This window comes from Lelliottia sp., assembly GCF_045627565.1.
GTDB lineage: Bacteria > Pseudomonadota > Gammaproteobacteria > Enterobacterales > Enterobacteriaceae > Enterobacter.
In genome coordinates, this window is record NZ_JAZQNX010000035.1 from 50,771 (window position 1) to 67,266 (window position 16,496).

Below are 16,496 nucleotides of genomic sequence, written 5' to 3' on the forward strand. Positions count from 1 at the left end.
GATGATCTACATTTCTGCCGTTGGAATGGTGAACGCACTGGGCAACTCCGCCGATGAGATTGCCGCCAACCTGACGCGCGGTGTCGCACCGGGTATGCGCAGCCGCGCGGGCTGGCTGCAAGGGCAGCAGGAGACGGTGCTGGGCGGCGTCGAGGGCGAACTTCCGCCGATTCCAGACCATTTTTCCGTCCATCGTTCGCGTAACAATCAATTGTTGCTGGCTGCACTGGCGCAAATTCAACCCACCGTGGACGATGTAATCGCTCGTTTTGGTCGCGATCGCGTGGCGGTGATTATGGGTACCAGCACGTCCGGGCTGGATGAAGGCGATGAGCATGTGCGCCTGACGACTCAGGGTGAATCTGATTCCCACTGGGCGTATCCGCAGCAGGAGTTGGGCGATCCGTCGCGTTTCCTGGCGAACTGGCTGAACCTTGAAGGTCCGGCATTTACCCTGTCCACCGCCTGTTCCTCCAGCGCCAGAGCAATGATCAGCGGGCGTCGTTTGATCGACGCCGGTCTGGTGGATGTCGCCCTTGTCGGCGGTGCTGATACGCTGAGCCGGATGCCGATCAACGGTTTTGATAGTCTGGAATCACTGTCCACCACGCTGTGTGAGCCGTTTGGACGTCACCGTCGCGGCATCACCATTGGGGAGGGTGCGGCGCTGATGGTGCTGACCCGCGAACCGCAGCCCGTGGCGCTGCTGGGCACTGGGGAATCAAGCGATGCATACCACATTTCTGCTCCGCATCCGCAGGGTGAAGGAGCGATCCGCGCGATTACCCAGGCGCTGAACGAAGCAAAAATGAAACCTGAAGATGTGGGCTATATCAACCTGCACGGTACCGCGACGCCGCTTAACGATCAGATTGAATCGCAGGTGGTGCATGACCTGTTTGGGGAAACCGTTCCGTGCAGTTCAACCAAACATCTGACCGGCCACACGCTGGGTGCAGCGGGAATCACCGAAGCGGCTCTGAGCTGGCTGATCCTGACCCGCAATTTGCCACTACCGCCACAGGATTTTAGCCGCTACACGCCTGACGATACCCTACCGCTGTGCGGCGTGCTGCATCAGCCAGCCTTACTGGAAAAGCCGGTGATTTTGTCTAACTCGTTCGCGTTTGGCGGCAATAATGCCAGCATCCTGCTGGGGAGAGTGTCATGAGTTATTTACTGCCCGTGGAGTACTTGCCCCACGATGCGCCGATGCTGCTGCTCGAATCCGTTGAAAGCGTCACTGATGAAAGTGCCGTGTGCCGCGTTGCCGTTAGCTCAAAAGGCGTTCTCGCGCCGTTTCTGAATAGCGACGGTGAACTGCCCGGCTGGTACGCGCTTGAACTGATGGCGCAAACCGTGGGCGTCTGGTCCGGTTGGCATCGCCATCAGCAGGGACAGAGCAGCATTTCATTGGGAATGGTGTTGGGCGCGCGTGAACTGGTGTGCGCTGACGGGCATTTTGCAGCAGGCATTACGCTAACCATCACCGTCAAGCTGCTGATGCAGGATGAACGTTTTGGCAGCTTTGAGTGCACGATAACCGCCAATGATTGCACGCTGGCGACAGGCCGCGTGAATACCTTCCAGCCAAGCGCGGAAGAGCTGTCTTCACTTTTTAATCAGGGATCCTCCACATGAATCGTTCCGTTCTGGTCACCGGGGCCAGCAAAGGTATCGGACGCGCCATCGCCCGACAGCTCGCTGCTGATGGGTTTATCGTGGGCGTGCATTATCACCGCGACGAAGCAGGTGCGCAGGCGACGCTGGATGCAATTGTGCAAGCGGGCGGCAGCGGCCGTTTGCTCTCTTTTGACGTGGCAAACCGCGAGCAGTGCCGTGATGTGCTGGAGCAAGATATTGAAGCGCACGGGGCGTGGTATGGCGTGGTCAGCAATGCGGGCATTACCCGTGACGGCGCGTTTCCTGCGCTCAGCGAAGACGACTGGGACAGCGTGATCCACACCAATCTGGACAGTTTTTACAATGTGATTCACCCGTGCATTATGCCGATGATTGGCACGCGCAAAGGCGGGCGCATTATTACGCTGTCGTCTGTTTCTGGCGTGATGGGCAACCGGGGTCAGGTGAACTACAGCGCGGCAAAAGCCGGGATTATCGGCGCGACCAAAGCGCTGGCGATTGAACTCGCAAAACGCAAAATCACCGTTAACTGCATTGCGCCGGGGTTAATTGATACCGGGATGATCGAAATGGAAGAGGCAGCGCTGAAAGAGGCAATGTCCATTATCCCAATGAAACGTATGGGTCAGGCAGAAGAAGTGGCCGGCCTGGCAAGCTATTTGATGTCAGACATTGCGGGCTACGTGACCCGCCAGGTCATTTCCATTAATGGAGGAATGCTATGACACGTCGCGTGGTCATTACGGGCATGGGCGGCGTGACCGCCTTTGGTGAGGACTGGCAGTCGGTTTCCGCGAGACTTCTGGCCTATGAAAATGCGGTCCGCAAAATGCCAGAGTGGCAGGTCTACGATGGCTTGCATACCCTGCTGGGTGCGCCGATTGATGATTTCACCCTGCCGGAGCATTACACCCGCAAGCGCATCCGTGCGATGGGCCGCGTATCGCTGATGTCGACGCGTGCGACCGAAAAGGCACTGGAGCAGGCAGGACTTATTGGCGAAGCCGTGCTGACCAACGGCGAAACGGGTATCGCATACGGCTCGTCGACCGGGAGTACGGGTCCAGTGAGTGAATTTGCCACCATGCTCACCGAAAAGCATACCAATAACATTACTGGTACCACTTACGTGCAGATGATGCCGCACACCACGGCGGTCAACACAGGTCTGTTCTTTGGCCTGCGTGGGCGCGTGATCCCGACGTCCAGCGCCTGTACATCTGGTAGCCAGGCGATCGGTTATGCATGGGAAGCCATCCGCCACGGCTATCAGACAGTGATGGTCGCAGGCGGAGCGGAGGAACTTTGTCCGTCTGAAGCGGCGGTGTTCGATACGCTGTTTGCCACTAGCCAGCGTAATGATGCCCCTAAAACCACGCCTTCACCTTTTGATACGCAGCGTGACGGTCTGGTGATTGGCGAAGGCGCGGGCACGCTCATTCTCGAAGAGCTGGAGCATGCCAAAGCGCGCGGAGCCACGATCTACGGTGAAATTGTCGGTTTTGCTACCAACTGTGACGCTGCACATATCACTCAGCCGCAGCGTGAAACCATGCAGATTTGCATGGAAAAATCGCTGAAAATGGCCGGATTAAGCGCAAGGGATATGGGCTACATATCGGCCCACGGTACAGCGACCGATCGCGGTGATTTGGCCGAAAGCCAGGCAACGGCAGCTATCTACGGTGAGAGCGTGCCCATCTCATCATTGAAGAGTTATTTTGGTCATACGTTAGGAGCCTGCGGAGCGCTAGAAGCGTGGATGAGTCTGCAAATGATGCGTGAAGGCTGGTTCGCCCCAACGCTCAATTTAAGACAACCTGATGAGCAATGCGGCGCTTTAGATTATATTATGGGGGAAGCACGTCAGATTGACTGTGAATATCTGCAAAGCAATAATTTCGCCTTTGGCGGCATTAACACCTCCATCATCATTAAACGTTGGGCGTAACTATGTACCAGTTGGTACTGGGAAAAATTTCGACTCTTACCGCTGACCCTTTGGTATCAGCGCTTGCAGACAGGGCACCACAGGGTGCCCGTCGCGCCCGCTGGCTGGCGGGTCGTACGCTGCTTGCGCGTGCGTTGTCTCCTGCCTCGTTGCCGGAAATCGTCTTTGGCGATCAGGGGAAACCCGCGTTTGTCGATGCAAAGCCATTCTGGTTCAACCTGAGCCATAGCGGCGATGACATCGCCCTGCTGATGAGCGACGAAGGCGAAGTGGGCTGCGATATCGAAGTGATTCGACCGCGCGATAACTGGCAAGCCCTCGCCAATGCCGTGTTTAGCGTGGCGGAACATGACGAGCTGGAGCGCGAAATGCCAGAAGAAAAACTGTCGGCGTTCTGGCGCATCTGGACGCGCAAAGAGGCGATAGTGAAACAGCGCGGCGGCAGCGCCTGGCAAATTGTCAGTATCGACAGCACCTTCAAATCCGCCCTGAGCATCAGCCACTGTCAGTTTGGCGCGCTGAGTCTGGCGGTCTGCACCCCTACCCCCTTTACGCTGGACGACAACGCCGTCACGTTCCTCTGATTCCTGCGCAGACGTTCCCCTCTGCTACGCTTTATGGTCTGCACTTTTATCATCAAAAGGAACAGACCATGAAAATCGATCTTACGGGGAAAGTCGCACTCGTCACCGCTTCTACCGGCGGCATCGGATTTGCCATCGCACGCGGCCTGGCAGAAAGCGGGGCTGAAGTGATAATCAATGGCCGCAGCGTAGAGTCCGTCAATAAAGGCATTCAGCAGCTTCAGCAGGTTGTGCCTAGCGTTCAGGTTCGCGCGGCGATTGCCGATCTCAGCTCGCCTGACGGCGTCGAATCGCTGCTAAAAGTAGCGTCTAATGTCGATATTCTGGTGAACAACGCCGGGATTTACGGCCCACAGGATTTTTACGCTACCGACGACGACACCTGGAATAACTACTGGCAAACCAACGTGATGTCCGGCGTGCGGCTATCGCGGGCGTTGCTGCCTGGCATGGTTCAAAAAGGCTGGGGTCGCGTGGTGTTTATCTCTTCTGAATCGGCCTGCAATATTCCGGCGGACATGATCCACTACGGCGTGACGAAAACGGCGCAGCTCTCGCTCTCGCGTGGTCTGGCGAAATTCGTCGCCGGAAGCGGCGTCACGGTGAACAGCGTCTTGCCGGGCCCGACAATGTCAGACGGTTTTGCCGAGATGATGAAAGACGAGATGGAGAAAACCGGGAAATCACTGGAAACGCTGGCGAAAGAGTTCGTGATGGCCCATCGCCCAAGTTCGGTTATCCAGCGCGCCGCCACGGTGGAAGAAGTGGCAAACATGGTGGTTTATGTTTGCTCAACTCAGGCTTCCGCCACCTCCGGCGCGGCACTGCGCGTCGACGGGGGTGTGGTGGATGATATTATCTAATGGCTCAACCGGTGATCCGGCGAGCGGTAATAAAGTGCGAATGCCAGTAATCGTTCGCCAGCGTTGAGACCGTGACACCCTGGCTGGTGGAGGCGTGGATAAACTGGCGATTGCCGATATACACTCCAACGTGGCGGCGGTTTGGCCCGGTCTGGAAGAAAATCAGATCCCCAGCTTTAAGGCGGTATTCCGCCACCTGAACGCCTCGGTGGATCTGCTCCCCCGTAGTACGTGGCAGCGAAAGATGCGCCGCGTCGCTAAATAAATGCTGCATCAGCGCGGAGCAATCCACGCCGTGATGGCTGGTGCCGCCCCATTTGTAGTCCGTCCCTTTCCATTTTTGGTATTGCGTCAGGATCCGTCCACGAAGCGGGCTGGTTTCCTTTTGCTCCAGCGCGGTCTTGGCGGTAGACGCAGAAAGCGGATGATGTTGCGATAACATCGATGCAGGCAGTTGAAAACTCAATGCAGCAGAGGCAAAACTTAACGTGAGTATTGAAATAAGAAGTCTAAAAATCATAACGATAACTTAAATTGAGTGAATTTTTCCTTACCAGTGAGGAGACAGCGCTCCCCCGAATCACCTTTCGAGACGGCGATAATATAGACAGATCGTTTTTTGAACAAAGCCTGAGGGATCCATTATCGGACTCACTAGCAGGTCGCAAGAATGAGAAAAAAATCGGCGTGGTATAAGGACTGGAGAAGTAAAGCAGGTAAACTAATGAACAGAATGTGTATTTCAGCTAAGACGTATTTATGACCAATATGATTGCCGATGAGGCAGTGGCCAAATCCAGAGTGCTGTCCGTTTTTGATTTTGATGGAACGTTGACGCATCACGACAGTTTTATCCCTTTCCTGCGTTTTGCCTTTGGTAAACGTTATTTTGCTGGGCGTTTGGTGCGTATGGCGCTGCCAACGCTTCACTGCGTGCGTCGCAAACTGACGCGCGATGAGCTCAAGGAAGTGCTGATTAAAACGTTCCTGACGGGCGTGGATGAGCACTGGATGCGCCAGCAAGCGGAACTGTTTTGCGAGAAATACTGGAACAAACTGATGCGTCCGGCGGGGGTTCTGGCGGTTGCGGCTGAAGTGAATTCAGGTGCGGAAGTGACGATCTGTTCAGCGTCGCCCGCGCTGGTTCTTCAGCCGTGGGCCGATAAGCTCGGCATTAAGCTGATTGGCACGCAGTTGGAAGTGGCAGACGGCAAACTGACCGGGCGTATTACCGGGCACAACTGCCGCTGCGCGCAGAAGGTGGCGCGGCTTGAGCGCGTGTATGGCAATCTGAACGATTACCACCTGCGCGCCTGGGGCGACACCCGTGGAGATCATGAGTTGCTAGCCGCGGCACAAGATCCGCACTGGCGGCATTTCCATCCGCCTAAAGCGCGTCGTCGTTCGCCGATTAAAAACTAGCTGCGATCTGATGCCCTCACCCTAACCCTCTCCCACAGGGAGAGGGGAAAACTCCAACGGCAACAGAATTGCCGTTTTGTTTTTACCTTGTGCGGTCTGGTGCCCTTACCCCAGTCCTCTCCCACGGGGAGAGGGAGCAGACACTAAAAACGGCAACCTCAGTTGCCGTTTTGCATTTACCTTTCGGCTCGTTTCCCAGGGAACATCACGCTCGCGATAATTCCCAGCGCCAGTACGCCCAACACCACAAACAGGCTTGCCGTGGCGGAAATGCTATAGCCGTGATGCCAGAAGTGATCCGTCGCGTTCAGCCCCAGCTTAAAGGCCACGAAGAACAGCAGCAGAACCACTGATTTCTCCAGATGCACCAGATACTGCTTCAGCGCTTCGAGCACAAAATAGAGCGTACGCAATCCGAGAATCGCGAACATCATGGCGCTATAAATAATCAGCGGTTCACGGCTAACGGCGATAATCGCGGGCACAGAGTCGAACGCAAACATCACGTCAGACAGTTCAACCACCGCGACGCACAGCAGCAGCGGCGTGGCGTAGCGTTTCGCTTTCTTCACACGCCCAACCATCACGTCCTGGTTTTCGGGTTTCTCAAGCTCCGCATCCACCTCTTTTTGCGTCAGAAGAAATGCGTTACTGCTGATCTTCGGCCAGACAGGATAAAAGCGTTTCACCAGCCGATAGGCAAGATGATGCGAGTAATCCTCGACTTCGTCGCTCTCTTCGTTGCGTCTGAGCATCATCAGCGCCGTCCAGCCCACCACCAGCGCGAAGACCACTTCCACGTACGGCCCAAGGCTCAACAGGCTGGTGCCGATGGCGACAAAAATCCCGCGGAACACAATCGCCCCCAGAATGCCCCAGTACAGCACCCGGTGACGATATTTATCCGGCACCCCGAACCAGGCGAAAATCGCCATCATCACGAACAAGTTATCAACCGAGAGCACCTCTTCCAGCGCATAACCGGTGAGGAATAAACTCGCCACCTCTGCGCCGTGGTGAACGTACAGGAATCCCGCAAACGCCATTGCCATCATGACCCAAAAAATGGACCACATCGCCGCGCTTTTTAACGAAATAGGTTTGTCGTGACGGTGCATGAAGAGGTCGATAAACATCGCCCCCACGGCCATCACAACAAAGACAACGACGGTTTCCGTCGGGAAACCGAGATGAGCAGAAGCCATAAACAACCCTTTTTGAGGACAAAACACAAACCATGCAGACTGGGGTTAACCAGCAATTGAAAAGGACGGACTGTTGACCAGTTTCTACGCCCTCAAAGCCGCGACAGCGAAGCTCGCGCAAGCGGCCTACTTTACCTCAGAGAAGGGTGCCTTGCATCTGCCGATTAGGCACTCATCCCGCGCAATCTCTGCAACACCGCAACCAATACCGCGACCGACCAGCCAACCATTAAGGCGCCGACGAGCCCTTCAACACCGCCTATCAAACGCCAGTGTTCGGGTAGCGTGACGTCGCCGTATCCCACCGTGGCATAGCTCACCAGCGAGAAGTAAAAACTGGTATTCCAGTCTTTGAAAGCATCGACAAAATAGTAAAAACCCGCAAACAGGCTGGCTTCTATCAGATGCGCAAACAGCATGGAAATGACGATCGCGACGTTGCGAAAGACGATACGAAACACCGCGTCAACGTTCAGGTTGATGAATTTCAGAACGATAAACATCCACACGGAGTGAATGACCACCGTCAGGGTAAGCAAGATAATGATGCTAATTAGCTGCATGGGAAGCTCTGAGTGAGAGGCTAGATTGCCGCATGCTTTCAACGGGAAAGGATGCGGCGAATGGTATAGATCTTCATCAAAGCTTAGCGGAACGGCGAAAGAAAAAGTGCGCAATAATTGCGATAGGTTATTATTTTTGTGCCAGCGCCTGCGCACATGCCCATGCGCTCGCCCACGCCCACTGGAAGTTGTACCCACCCAGCCAGCCGGTCACATCCATCACTTCACCAATAAAGTACAACCCCGGCACGTTGCGGGCCTCCATGGTGCGTGAGGAGAGTTCATCGGTATCGACACCGCCGAGCGTTACTTCCGCCGTGCGATACCCTTCGGTGCCGTTTGGCTGAACGCGCCAGTTTGTCAGCGTGTCGACCAGCGCTTGCTGCTCGCGGCTATTGAGCTGCTTGAGCGTCACATCCGGAATTTGCCCCAGCAGCTGCAGGCACTCAATCAAACGCTTCGGCAGTTGCATCGCCAGCGTATTTTTCAAACTTTGATTCGGATGTTCAGCGCGTTGCTCGTTGATAAAGCTGTCCAGATCGCATTCCGGCACTAAATTCACCGTCACAAACTCACCCGGCTGCCAGTAGCTGGAAATTTGCAATACCGCCGGACCAGAGAGACCGCGATGGGTGAAGAGCAGATTTTCGCGGAAAAGCGTCCCGTCTTCCGCGGTGATGGTGGACGAAACCGACACGCCGGAGAGCGTCTGGAGCTGTTCCAGCAGCGGCTTGTGCAGCGTAAAGGGCACCAGCCCGGCGCGTGTTGGCAATACCTTCAGGCCAAACTGCTCCGCGATTTTGTAGCCAAACGGCGTGGCACCTAATCCAGGCATCGACAGACCGCCGCTGGCAATCACCAGATTATCTGCACGCACGCTGTCACCGTTCAGCTCCAGGGTATAGCCGCCGTCGTCGCGGCTCACGTTCAGGACTTCAGTGCGCAGGCGCGTGATAACGCCGCCTTTCTCGCATTCGGCCACCAGCATATCGACAATCTGCTGCGCGGAGTCGTCGCAGAATAGCTGTCCCAGCGTTTTCTCATGCCAGGCGATGCCGTGTTTTCCCACCAGTTCAATGAAATCCCACTGGGTATAACGCGCCAGGGCAGATTTGCAAAAATGTCGGTTTTGGCTCAAATACGCGGCGGGTTCAACATATAAGTTAGTAAAATTGCAGCGCCCCCCGCCAGACATCAGGATCTTGCGTCCAGGCCTCTTGCCATTATCCAGCAGCAGCACGCGACGACCCGCCTGTCCGGCCATTGCCGCACAGAACATTCCCGCCGCACCGGCGCCAATTACAACGGCATCAAACCTTTCCACATCAAAATCCTCTTGTTTTACCGGCGCGAATTGTAAAGTTTCCTATGTGGTCGCACCAGCGCAAAAATCCGATATCTCAGTCATTTACTTGAAATATAAAATATATTTCTTTACCGGACACATCCAAAGCAGAAGGTATATCAAAAAAAAGCTATATTTCACTTTGCCCGTTGCGCGTTTGTCCTGGATAATGCGCCGCGTTCATGTCCTCCAAAATGGCGTAACGTCCTATGCTACATTTGTTTGCTGGTCTGGATTTACATACCGGACTTTTATTATTGCTTGCTCTGGCATTTGTCTTGTTCTACGAAGCTATCAATGGCTTCCACGATACGGCGAACGCAGTAGCTACCGTTATCTATACTCGTGCTTTACGATCGCAAGTTGCGGTTGTGATGGCGGCTGTATTTAACTTCTTTGGTGTTCTCCTTGGTGGTCTAAGCGTAGCCTACGCCATCGTTCATATGCTGCCTACAGACCTCCTTCTGAATATGAGTTCAGCCCATGGTCTGGCGATGGTATTTTCAATGCTGCTTGCCGCAATTATCTGGAACCTCGGAACCTGGTATTTCGGTCTGCCTGCATCCAGTTCTCACACGCTGATCGGCGCGATTATCGGTATTGGGTTAACGAACGCCCTGATGACCGGTACGTCAGTCGTTGATGCGCTGAATATCCCGAAAGTTATTGGTATTTTTGGTTCGCTTATCATTTCCCCGATCGTGGGTCTGGTCGTTGCGGGTGGATTGATTTTCATCCTGCGTCGTTACTGGAGCGGAACCAAAAAACGCGCCCGTATTCACCTGACGCCAGCTGAGCGTGAAAAGAAAGACGGCAAGAAAAAGCCGCCATTCTGGACCCGTATCGCACTGATCATTTCAGCCATCGGCGTGGCCTTCTCTCATGGCGCGAACGACGGCCAGAAAGGCATTGGTCTGGTGATGCTGGTACTGATTGGTGTGGCACCAGCAGGTTTCGTGGTTAACATGAATGCGTCCGGCTACGAAATCACCCGTACCCGCGATGCCATCAATAACGTCGAAGTTTACTTCCAGCAGCATCCTGCGCTGTTGAAGAAAGCCACCGGCGTTGACCAGTTGATTCCGTCACCTGAACCGGGTGCAGCAACCGCGCCAGGCGAGTTCCATTGCCATCCGGCAAACGCGATCAACGCGCTGGAACGCGTGAAGGTTATGCTGGGTGATATCGAAAGCTATGACAAACTGTCCGTCGATCAACGGGGTCAGCTGCGTCGTATCATGCTCTGCATCTCTGATGTGACCGATAAAGTCGCGAAGTTGCCAGAAGTGAACGCAGACGATAAGCGCCTGCTGAAGAAACTGAAAGGCGATATGCTCAATACCATTGAGTACGCGCCAATCTGGATAATCATGGCGGTCGCGCTGGCGCTGGGTATCGGTACGATGATTGGCTGGCGTCGTGTTGCCACCACTATCGGTGAGAAGATCGGCAAGAAAGGCATGACGTATGCGCAAGGCATGTCCGCGCAGATGACGGCTGCCGTGTCTATCGGTCTGGCGAGTTACACCGGTATGCCGGTCTCCACCACGCACGTACTGTCTTCGTCCGTTGCGGGTACGATGATTGTTGACGGTGGCGGTCTGCAACGCAAAACCGTGACCAATATTCTGATGGCCTGGGTGTTTACCCTTCCGGCGTCAATTCTGCTGTCAGGCGGTCTGTACTGGATCTCCCTGAAGCTGATTTAACCATCAGAGTGCATAAAAAAGCGGGTCAGGAAACTGACCCGCTTTTTTTATACTCATTTTCATACTCAATGCCAGATCAGGAGCGCCACCATGCTCACCACAACCAGTCCGCACAGGGCACTGGTCAAAATGAACTGACAACGTAGACGCTCGCAACGACGGATAAATTCGTCATCATGATGATCGCGATAGCGTTGGGCGTAGATGTACCACACCAGACGCATCTGTTTGCTGGGCTGTCCATGCGACGTGAAGAATCCTCCACCATCCACATACTGATAAAGCAACGGATCGCAACCACGAAGTACCACTAATAGCGCGCGTAACGATGAGAAATAACGCGCCATATTCACTATGCAAACCACACATAACGCCCAAAACAATGCGACGGTGCTAATCATACTTCCTCCCCGGCGTCCGCCCACGAAGCAAGGCTTCTGGACAACCGCACCCCAATGCCCTGACAGACAGTTCAGTGAAAGAATGACGAAAGTCGATCGGGTTCACGTTTAATTATCCGAACGGCTCATTAAATAGTGTAGGAGATCCGCTACTTTTTTTGCCACAAGGTTAATCGTTATCAACACCAAAGCTTGAAAATTTTCGTTAACTGGGCCGTAATAAAGACAGATAGACGACGGCTTAACTCATGGGTCATCGATAACTTAAGGAAGGAGTAACACTATGGCTTACAAACACATTCTTATCGCGGTAGACCTCTCTCCTGAGAGTAAAGTGCTGGTTGATAAAGCGGTATCCATGGCACGTCCCTATAACGCGAAAGTTTCTTTGATTCACGTTGATGTGAATTACTCCGATCTCTACACCGGCCTCATCGACGTCAATCTCGGCGACATGCAGAAGCGCATTTCTGAAGAAACTCACCACGCGCTAACTGAATTATCCACAAACGCAGGATACCCTATTACCGAAACCTTGAGCGGTAGCGGCGATCTCGGCCAGGTGCTGGTTGATGCAATCAAGAAATACGATATGGATTTGGTGGTTTGCGGTCATCACCAGGATTTCTGGAGCAAACTGATGTCTTCAGCGCGTCAACTGATCAACACCGTTCACGTTGATATGCTGATTGTTCCACTGCGTGACGAAGAAGAAGAGTAATTCTATATCCCCTCACCCCATAGGGGTTAGGGAGTAAAAACAGCGTCGGTTTATTCCCTGTCCCCTTTTGGGAGAGGGTTAAGGCGTTAGACCGCACAAGGTAAAAGAAAACGGCAACGTCGGTTGCCGTTTTCTTGTTTTTTCCCTCTCCCTGTGGGAGAGGGCTGAGGTGAGGGCATCAGTCCGCACTCACCTCAGCCGTTCCCGAATAAATATCAAACCGGTGCCCTTTGGTCGTCACCGCATTCGTCGTCGCCACATCCGCCAGCGGCGGCGCGTAATCAGGACGCTTCACCACCACCCGTTTTGTGGCCAGCAATCGCGCAGGTTCCAGCAAACCATCCGCATCTAAATCTGGTCCCACCAGCGACTGAAACACGCGCATCTCTTTTTTAACCAGCGCGCTTTTCTGCTTGTGCGGGAACATCGGATCGAGATACACCACCTGCGGGCGCGGCGTGATATCCGTCAGTGCCGTCAGGCTCGACGCGTGAATCAGTTGTAAACGCTCCTGTAACCACGCGCCAATCTCTGGATCGGCATAGCCGCGCGCCAGACCATCGTCGAGCAGCGCCGCCACCACAGGATTGCGTTCCAGCATTCGAACGCGACAACCCACGGACGCCAGCACAAACGCATCGCGCCCCAGCCCTGCAGTGGCATCCACCACGTCGGGCAGATAACTCCCTTTGACACCCACCGCTTTCGCTACTGCTTCACCGCGACCGCCGCCAAACTTACGCCGATGCGCCATCGCGCCGTCAACGAAATCAACAAAGATGCCGCCGAGCCTGGGCTCATCACGCTTGCGCAGTTCAAGATGCTCCGGCGTCATCACCAGCGCCATCAAATTTTGTTCATCGTGTTCAAGCCCCCAGCGGGCCGCAAGAACAGATAAGGCGCCGTCTCCGGCGCCTGTTTCATCTACTAAGCAGATTTTCACGCTGCGATTAGCCTTTGATTCCGTAATGCTCAAGCATCGCATCCAGCTGCGGCTCGCGGCCACGGAAGCGTTTGAACAGCTCCATTGGCTCTTCAGATCCCCCGCGCGTCAGGATGTTATCCAGGAACGACTGACCGGTTTCGCGGTTGAAGATCCCTTCCTCTTCGAAGCGAGAGTAGGCATCTGCTGCCAGCACGTCTGCCCACAGGTAGCTGTAATAGCCCGCAGCGTATCCGCCAGCAAAGATATGGCTGAACGCGTGCGGGAATCGGCCCCACGTAGGACCTGGGATAAGCGCGACCTGCTTTTTAATTTCAGCCAGGGTTTCGAGGATTTTCGCCCCCTGCTCTGGGCTGAATTCAGCATGCAGACGGAAATCGAACAAGCCGAACTCCAGCTGGCGCAGGATAAACATCGCCGCCTGGTAGTTTTTCGCGGCCAGCATTTTATCCAGCAACGCTTTTGGCAGGGGTTCGCCTGTCTCAAAGTGACCGGAGATAAACGCCAGCGCGTCCGGCTCCCAGCACCAGTTTTCCATAAACTGACTTGGCAGTTCAACGGCATCCCACGGTACACCGCTGATACCCGACACGCCCGCCGCTTCAATACGCGTCAGCATATGATGCAGACCGTGACCGAATTCGTGGAACAGGGTGATCACTTCATCGTGCGTGAAAAGCGCAGGTTTACCGCTGACCGGACGGTTGAAGTTACAGGTCAGGTAAGCGACCGGTTTTTGCAGCGAGCCGTCGGCTTTACGCATCTGGCCGACGCAGTCGTCCATCCATGCGCCGCCACGTTTGTTTTCTCGCGCATACAGATCCAGATAGAAACTGCCGCGCAGTTCGTTTTTCTCGTCATACAGCTCGAAGAAACGCACTTCCGGATGCCAGACATCCACATCAGTACGTTCTTTGGCAGTGATGCCGTAAATGCGTTTTACCACTTCAAACAGGCCGTTAACGGCTTTGTTTTCTGGGAAGTACGGGCGTAGCTGTTCATCGCTGATGCTGTACAAATGCTGTTTCTGTTTTTCGCTGTAGTACGCGATGTCCCACGGTTGCAGGTCGTCAACGCCAAATTCAGCGTTCGCAAAGGCGCGCAGCTGTGCCAGCTCTTTCTCGCCCTGAGGACGCGCACGTTTTGCCAGATCGGTTAAGAACTCCAGAACCTGCTGCGGGTTTTCTGCCATTTTGGTGGCGAGAGATTTATCCGCGTAGCTGTCGAACCCCAGCAGCTGTGCCAGCTCGTGGCGCAGCGCGAGGATTTCTGCCATCACCGGGCTGTTGTCCCATTTCCCGGCATTTGGGCCCTGGTCTGACGCACGCGTGCTGTACGCGCGGTACAGCTCCTCGCGCAGCGCCTGATTGTCGCAATAGGTCATAACCGGCAGATAGCTCGGGATATCGAGCGTTAACAGGAAACCTTCCTGCTCTTTCGCTTCGGCCTGCGCTTTAGCAGCCGCCAGCGCGCTCTCCGGCATACCGGCCAGCTCGGATTCGTCGGTGATCAGCTTCGACCAGCCCATGGTGGCATCAAGCACGTTGTTGCTGTACTGATTGCCCAGCTCTGACAGGCGCGCCGCGATTTCGCCGTAGCGCGTTTGTTTCTCTTTCGGCAGGCCAATCCCGGACAGTTCAAAGTCACGCAGCGCGTTATCGACCGCTTTTTTCTGCGCGATATCCAGTTTGGCGTAATTTTCACCGTCGCGCAGATCGCGATAGGCGTTGTACAACCCTTCGTGCTGACCCACCCAGGTGCTGTATTCCGACAGCAGCGGCAGGGTTTGTTCGTAGGCTTCGCGCAGTTCCGGGCTGTTTTTTACAGAGTTCAGATGGCTGACCGGTGAAAAAAGGCGGCCCAACACGTCATCCACTTCGGCCAGCGTCTGGCACAAATTCTCCCAGGTGTACGGTCCGCCCTTCGCGACCACGCTTTCTACCGCCGTGCGGCAATCGTCCAACGCTTTGGTGACGGCTGGAACCACATGCTCTGGCTGGATTTTAGAAAATGGCGGTAACGAGAAAGGCGTCAGTAATGGATTGGTCATAAGCGCTGTCCTGTAGAAAAGATGAATGAAGCGCGCATCCGGCGCTGTGCATATTGTTTGTAGAATGGGGTTAAGTGTAGTGAATTTCAATGCCAAACGTTGCGCTTTCGCGGCGAGGGTGACTTTTCTGTATACTGTGGCGATATGCTTTTTTTTGCCTGACCGCGCACCGCGATCCGGGCCTACGTTTACTTACTGGAACACCTTTACCCATGCTCAGTTATCGCCACAGCTACCACGCGGGCAACCACGCCGATGTCCTCAAACATACCGTTCAGAGCCTGATTATCGAGTCTCTGAAAGAGAAAGATAAACCCTTTCTCTATCTGGACACCCACGCTGGCGCAGGCCGCTACCAGTTAAGCAGTCAGCACGCGGAGCGTACCGGTGAATACCTGGAAGGGATCGCTCGCATCTGGCAACAGGACGATCTGCCTGCCGAGCTGGAGCCATACATCACCGTGGTGAATCATTACAACCGCAGCGGCCAGTTGCGCTACTACCCGGGTTCCCCGCTGATTGCTCGCCAGCTGTTGCGCGAACATGACAGTCTGCAACTGACCGAACTTCACCCAAGCGATTTCCCGCTGCTGCGCTCCGAATTCCAAAAAGACGCCCGCGCACGCGTGGAAAAGGCCGACGGTTATCAGCAGCTCAAATCCAAACTGCCGCCGGTATCCCGTCGCGGTCTGGTGCTGATCGACCCGCCATACGAAATTAAAACCGATTATCAGGCGGTAGTGACCGGCATTAACGAAGGCTACAAACGCTTCGCGACCGGGACTTACGCGCTGTGGTATCCGGTGGTGTTGCGCGCGCAAATCAAACGCATGATCAAAGAGCTGGAAGCGACCGGCATCCGTAAAATTATGCAAATTGAACTGGCCGTGCGTCCTGACAGCGATCAGCGCGGCATGACCGGTTCCGGCATGATCGTGGTTAACCCGCCGTGGAAGCTCGAAGCACAAATGAACAACGTGCTGCCATGGCTGCACAAAACGCTGGTGCCAGCCGGAATTGGCCATGCGACAGTCAGCTGGATCGTGCCTGAGTAATCGCAGTCATCGGTGGAAACTATTGATTTCAGGTATACAA

At 54.8% G+C, this 16,496-nt stretch carries 17 protein-coding genes; 10 read left to right on the forward strand and 7 right to left on the reverse strand.

The genetic code is table 11. The features are described from left to right. Position 1 precedes the first annotated feature (1 nt). From ACKI5T_RS17430 to ACKI5T_RS17455, 6 genes are all read left to right on the forward strand, one after another. On the forward strand, positions 2–1,171 hold the full coding sequence (locus tag ACKI5T_RS17430) for a beta-ketoacyl-[acyl-carrier-protein] synthase family protein (protein WP_407439071.1): 1,170 nt from the start codon (positions 2–4) through the stop codon (positions 1,169–1,171). Beyond that, entirely contained in the window at positions 1,168–1,641 is a 474-nt protein-coding gene (locus ACKI5T_RS17435) for a 3-hydroxy-fatty acyl-ACP dehydratase (protein ID WP_407439072.1), read from the forward strand. Before ACKI5T_RS17430 ends, ACKI5T_RS17435 begins: the two co-directional genes overlap by 4 nt. Next, the gene (locus ACKI5T_RS17440) at positions 1,638–2,369 is read left to right on the forward strand and encodes a 3-ketoacyl-ACP reductase FabG2 (protein ID WP_407439073.1); all 732 of its coding nucleotides are present in this window, start codon (positions 1,638–1,640) and stop codon (positions 2,367–2,369) included. Before ACKI5T_RS17435 ends, ACKI5T_RS17440 begins: the two co-directional genes overlap by 4 nt. Further along, positions 2,366–3,595, forward strand: coding sequence for a beta-ketoacyl-ACP synthase (locus ACKI5T_RS17445; protein ID WP_015960859.1), 1,230 nt, complete (start codon positions 2,366–2,368; stop codon positions 3,593–3,595). The genes ACKI5T_RS17440 and ACKI5T_RS17445 overlap by 4 nt, the downstream gene beginning before the upstream one ends. 2 nt (positions 3,596–3,597) lie before the next feature. Beyond that, a complete protein-coding gene (acpT, locus tag ACKI5T_RS17450; protein WP_407439074.1) occupies positions 3,598–4,179 on the forward strand; it encodes a 4'-phosphopantetheinyl transferase AcpT in 582 nt (193 codons plus the stop codon). Between the two features lie 68 nt (positions 4,180–4,247). After that, the gene (locus ACKI5T_RS17455; protein WP_407439076.1) at positions 4,248–5,042 is read left to right on the forward strand and encodes an SDR family NAD(P)-dependent oxidoreductase; all 795 of its coding nucleotides are present in this window, start codon (positions 4,248–4,250) and stop codon (positions 5,040–5,042) included. A gap of 4 nt (positions 5,043–5,046) precedes the next feature. Here the strand turns inward: ACKI5T_RS17455 and ACKI5T_RS17460 are convergent, their stop codons facing one another. Then, a complete protein-coding gene (locus ACKI5T_RS17460) occupies positions 5,047–5,562 on the reverse strand; it encodes a C40 family peptidase (protein WP_407439078.1) in 516 nt (171 codons plus the stop codon). Between the two features lie 239 nt (positions 5,563–5,801). Between ACKI5T_RS17460 and ACKI5T_RS17465 the strand changes: the two genes are divergently transcribed. Continuing rightward, positions 5,802–6,464, forward strand: coding sequence for an HAD family hydrolase (locus tag ACKI5T_RS17465; RefSeq protein WP_235134253.1), 663 nt, complete (start codon positions 5,802–5,804; stop codon positions 6,462–6,464). Between the two features lie 176 nt (positions 6,465–6,640). Here ACKI5T_RS17465 and ACKI5T_RS17470 read toward each other — a convergent pair whose 3' ends face one another. From ACKI5T_RS17470 to ACKI5T_RS17480, 3 genes are all read right to left on the reverse strand, one after another. Next, positions 6,641–7,669 (reverse strand): TerC/Alx family metal homeostasis membrane protein, encoded by a 1,029-nt coding sequence (locus ACKI5T_RS17470; protein WP_407439079.1) that lies wholly within the window; start codon positions 7,667–7,669, stop codon positions 6,641–6,643. A gap of 164 nt (positions 7,670–7,833) precedes the next feature. Beyond that, positions 7,834–8,232, reverse strand: coding sequence for a potassium channel family protein (locus tag ACKI5T_RS17475; RefSeq protein ID WP_015960865.1), 399 nt, complete (start codon positions 8,230–8,232; stop codon positions 7,834–7,836). A 130-nt stretch (positions 8,233–8,362) separates the two neighbouring features. Continuing rightward, positions 8,363–9,556, reverse strand: coding sequence for an NAD(P)/FAD-dependent oxidoreductase (locus ACKI5T_RS17480; protein ID WP_407439081.1), 1,194 nt, complete (start codon positions 9,554–9,556; stop codon positions 8,363–8,365). 230 nt (positions 9,557–9,786) lie between these two features. Between ACKI5T_RS17480 and pitA the strand changes: the two genes are divergently transcribed. Then, positions 9,787–11,286, forward strand: a complete 1,500-nt coding sequence (pitA, locus tag ACKI5T_RS17485) for an inorganic phosphate transporter PitA (RefSeq protein ID WP_015960867.1) — start codon at positions 9,787–9,789, stop codon at positions 11,284–11,286. Between the two features lie 65 nt (positions 11,287–11,351). Here the strand turns inward: pitA and uspB are convergent, their stop codons facing one another. Further along, a complete protein-coding gene (gene uspB, locus ACKI5T_RS17490; RefSeq protein ID WP_015960868.1) occupies positions 11,352–11,687 on the reverse strand; it encodes a universal stress protein UspB in 336 nt (111 codons plus the stop codon). A 283-nt stretch (positions 11,688–11,970) separates the two neighbouring features. Here uspB and uspA point away from each other — a divergent pair, with 283 nt between their 5' ends. Continuing rightward, the gene (gene uspA, locus ACKI5T_RS17495; RefSeq protein ID WP_015960869.1) at positions 11,971–12,408 is read left to right on the forward strand and encodes a universal stress protein UspA; all 438 of its coding nucleotides are present in this window, start codon (positions 11,971–11,973) and stop codon (positions 12,406–12,408) included. Positions 12,409–12,586: 178 nt separating this feature from the next. On the opposite strand, the gene rsmJ is transcribed toward uspA, so the two are convergent. Continuing rightward, complete coding sequence (rsmJ, locus tag ACKI5T_RS17500) at positions 12,587–13,351, reverse strand: 16S rRNA (guanine(1516)-N(2))-methyltransferase RsmJ (RefSeq protein ID WP_407439083.1); 765 nt, start codon at positions 13,349–13,351, stop codon at positions 12,587–12,589. A 7-nt stretch (positions 13,352–13,358) separates the two neighbouring features. Then, complete coding sequence (gene prlC, locus ACKI5T_RS17505; RefSeq protein ID WP_407439085.1) at positions 13,359–15,401, reverse strand: oligopeptidase A; 2,043 nt, start codon at positions 15,399–15,401, stop codon at positions 13,359–13,361. Positions 15,402–15,613: 212 nt separating this feature from the next. Between prlC and ACKI5T_RS17510 the strand changes: the two genes are divergently transcribed. Further along, positions 15,614–16,456, forward strand: a complete 843-nt coding sequence (locus ACKI5T_RS17510; RefSeq protein WP_407439086.1) for a 23S rRNA (adenine(2030)-N(6))-methyltransferase RlmJ — start codon at positions 15,614–15,616, stop codon at positions 16,454–16,456. Positions 16,457–16,496: the final 40 nt, after the last annotated feature.

Coding starts and splice junctions, on each gene's coding strand:
- ACKI5T_RS17430 (WP_407439071.1), top strand. CDS start 2: ATGATCTACATTTCTGCCGTTGGAATGGTGAACGCACTGGGCAACTCC.
- ACKI5T_RS17435 (WP_407439072.1), top strand. CDS start 1,168: ATGAGTTATTTACTGCCCGTGGAGTACTTGCCCCACGATGCGCCGATG.
- ACKI5T_RS17440 (WP_407439073.1), top strand. CDS start 1,638: ATGAATCGTTCCGTTCTGGTCACCGGGGCCAGCAAAGGTATCGGACGC.
- ACKI5T_RS17445 (WP_015960859.1), top strand. CDS start 2,366: ATGACACGTCGCGTGGTCATTACGGGCATGGGCGGCGTGACCGCCTTT.
- acpT (WP_407439074.1), top strand. CDS start 3,598: ATGTACCAGTTGGTACTGGGAAAAATTTCGACTCTTACCGCTGACCCT.
- ACKI5T_RS17455 (WP_407439076.1), top strand. CDS start 4,248: ATGAAAATCGATCTTACGGGGAAAGTCGCACTCGTCACCGCTTCTACC.
- ACKI5T_RS17460 (WP_407439078.1), bottom strand. CDS start 5,562: ATGATTTTTAGACTTCTTATTTCAATACTCACGTTAAGTTTTGCCTCT.
- ACKI5T_RS17465 (WP_235134253.1), top strand. CDS start 5,802: ATGACCAATATGATTGCCGATGAGGCAGTGGCCAAATCCAGAGTGCTG.
- ACKI5T_RS17470 (WP_407439079.1), bottom strand. CDS start 7,669: ATGGCTTCTGCTCATCTCGGTTTCCCGACGGAAACCGTCGTTGTCTTT.
- ACKI5T_RS17475 (WP_015960865.1), bottom strand. CDS start 8,232: ATGCAGCTAATTAGCATCATTATCTTGCTTACCCTGACGGTGGTCATT.
- pitA (WP_015960867.1), top strand. CDS start 9,787: ATGCTACATTTGTTTGCTGGTCTGGATTTACATACCGGACTTTTATTA.
- uspB (WP_015960868.1), bottom strand. CDS start 11,687: ATGATTAGCACCGTCGCATTGTTTTGGGCGTTATGTGTGGTTTGCATA.
- uspA (WP_015960869.1), top strand. CDS start 11,971: ATGGCTTACAAACACATTCTTATCGCGGTAGACCTCTCTCCTGAGAGT.
- prlC (WP_407439085.1), bottom strand. CDS start 15,401: ATGACCAATCCATTACTGACGCCTTTCTCGTTACCGCCATTTTCTAAA.
- ACKI5T_RS17510 (WP_407439086.1), top strand. CDS start 15,614: ATGCTCAGTTATCGCCACAGCTACCACGCGGGCAACCACGCCGATGTC.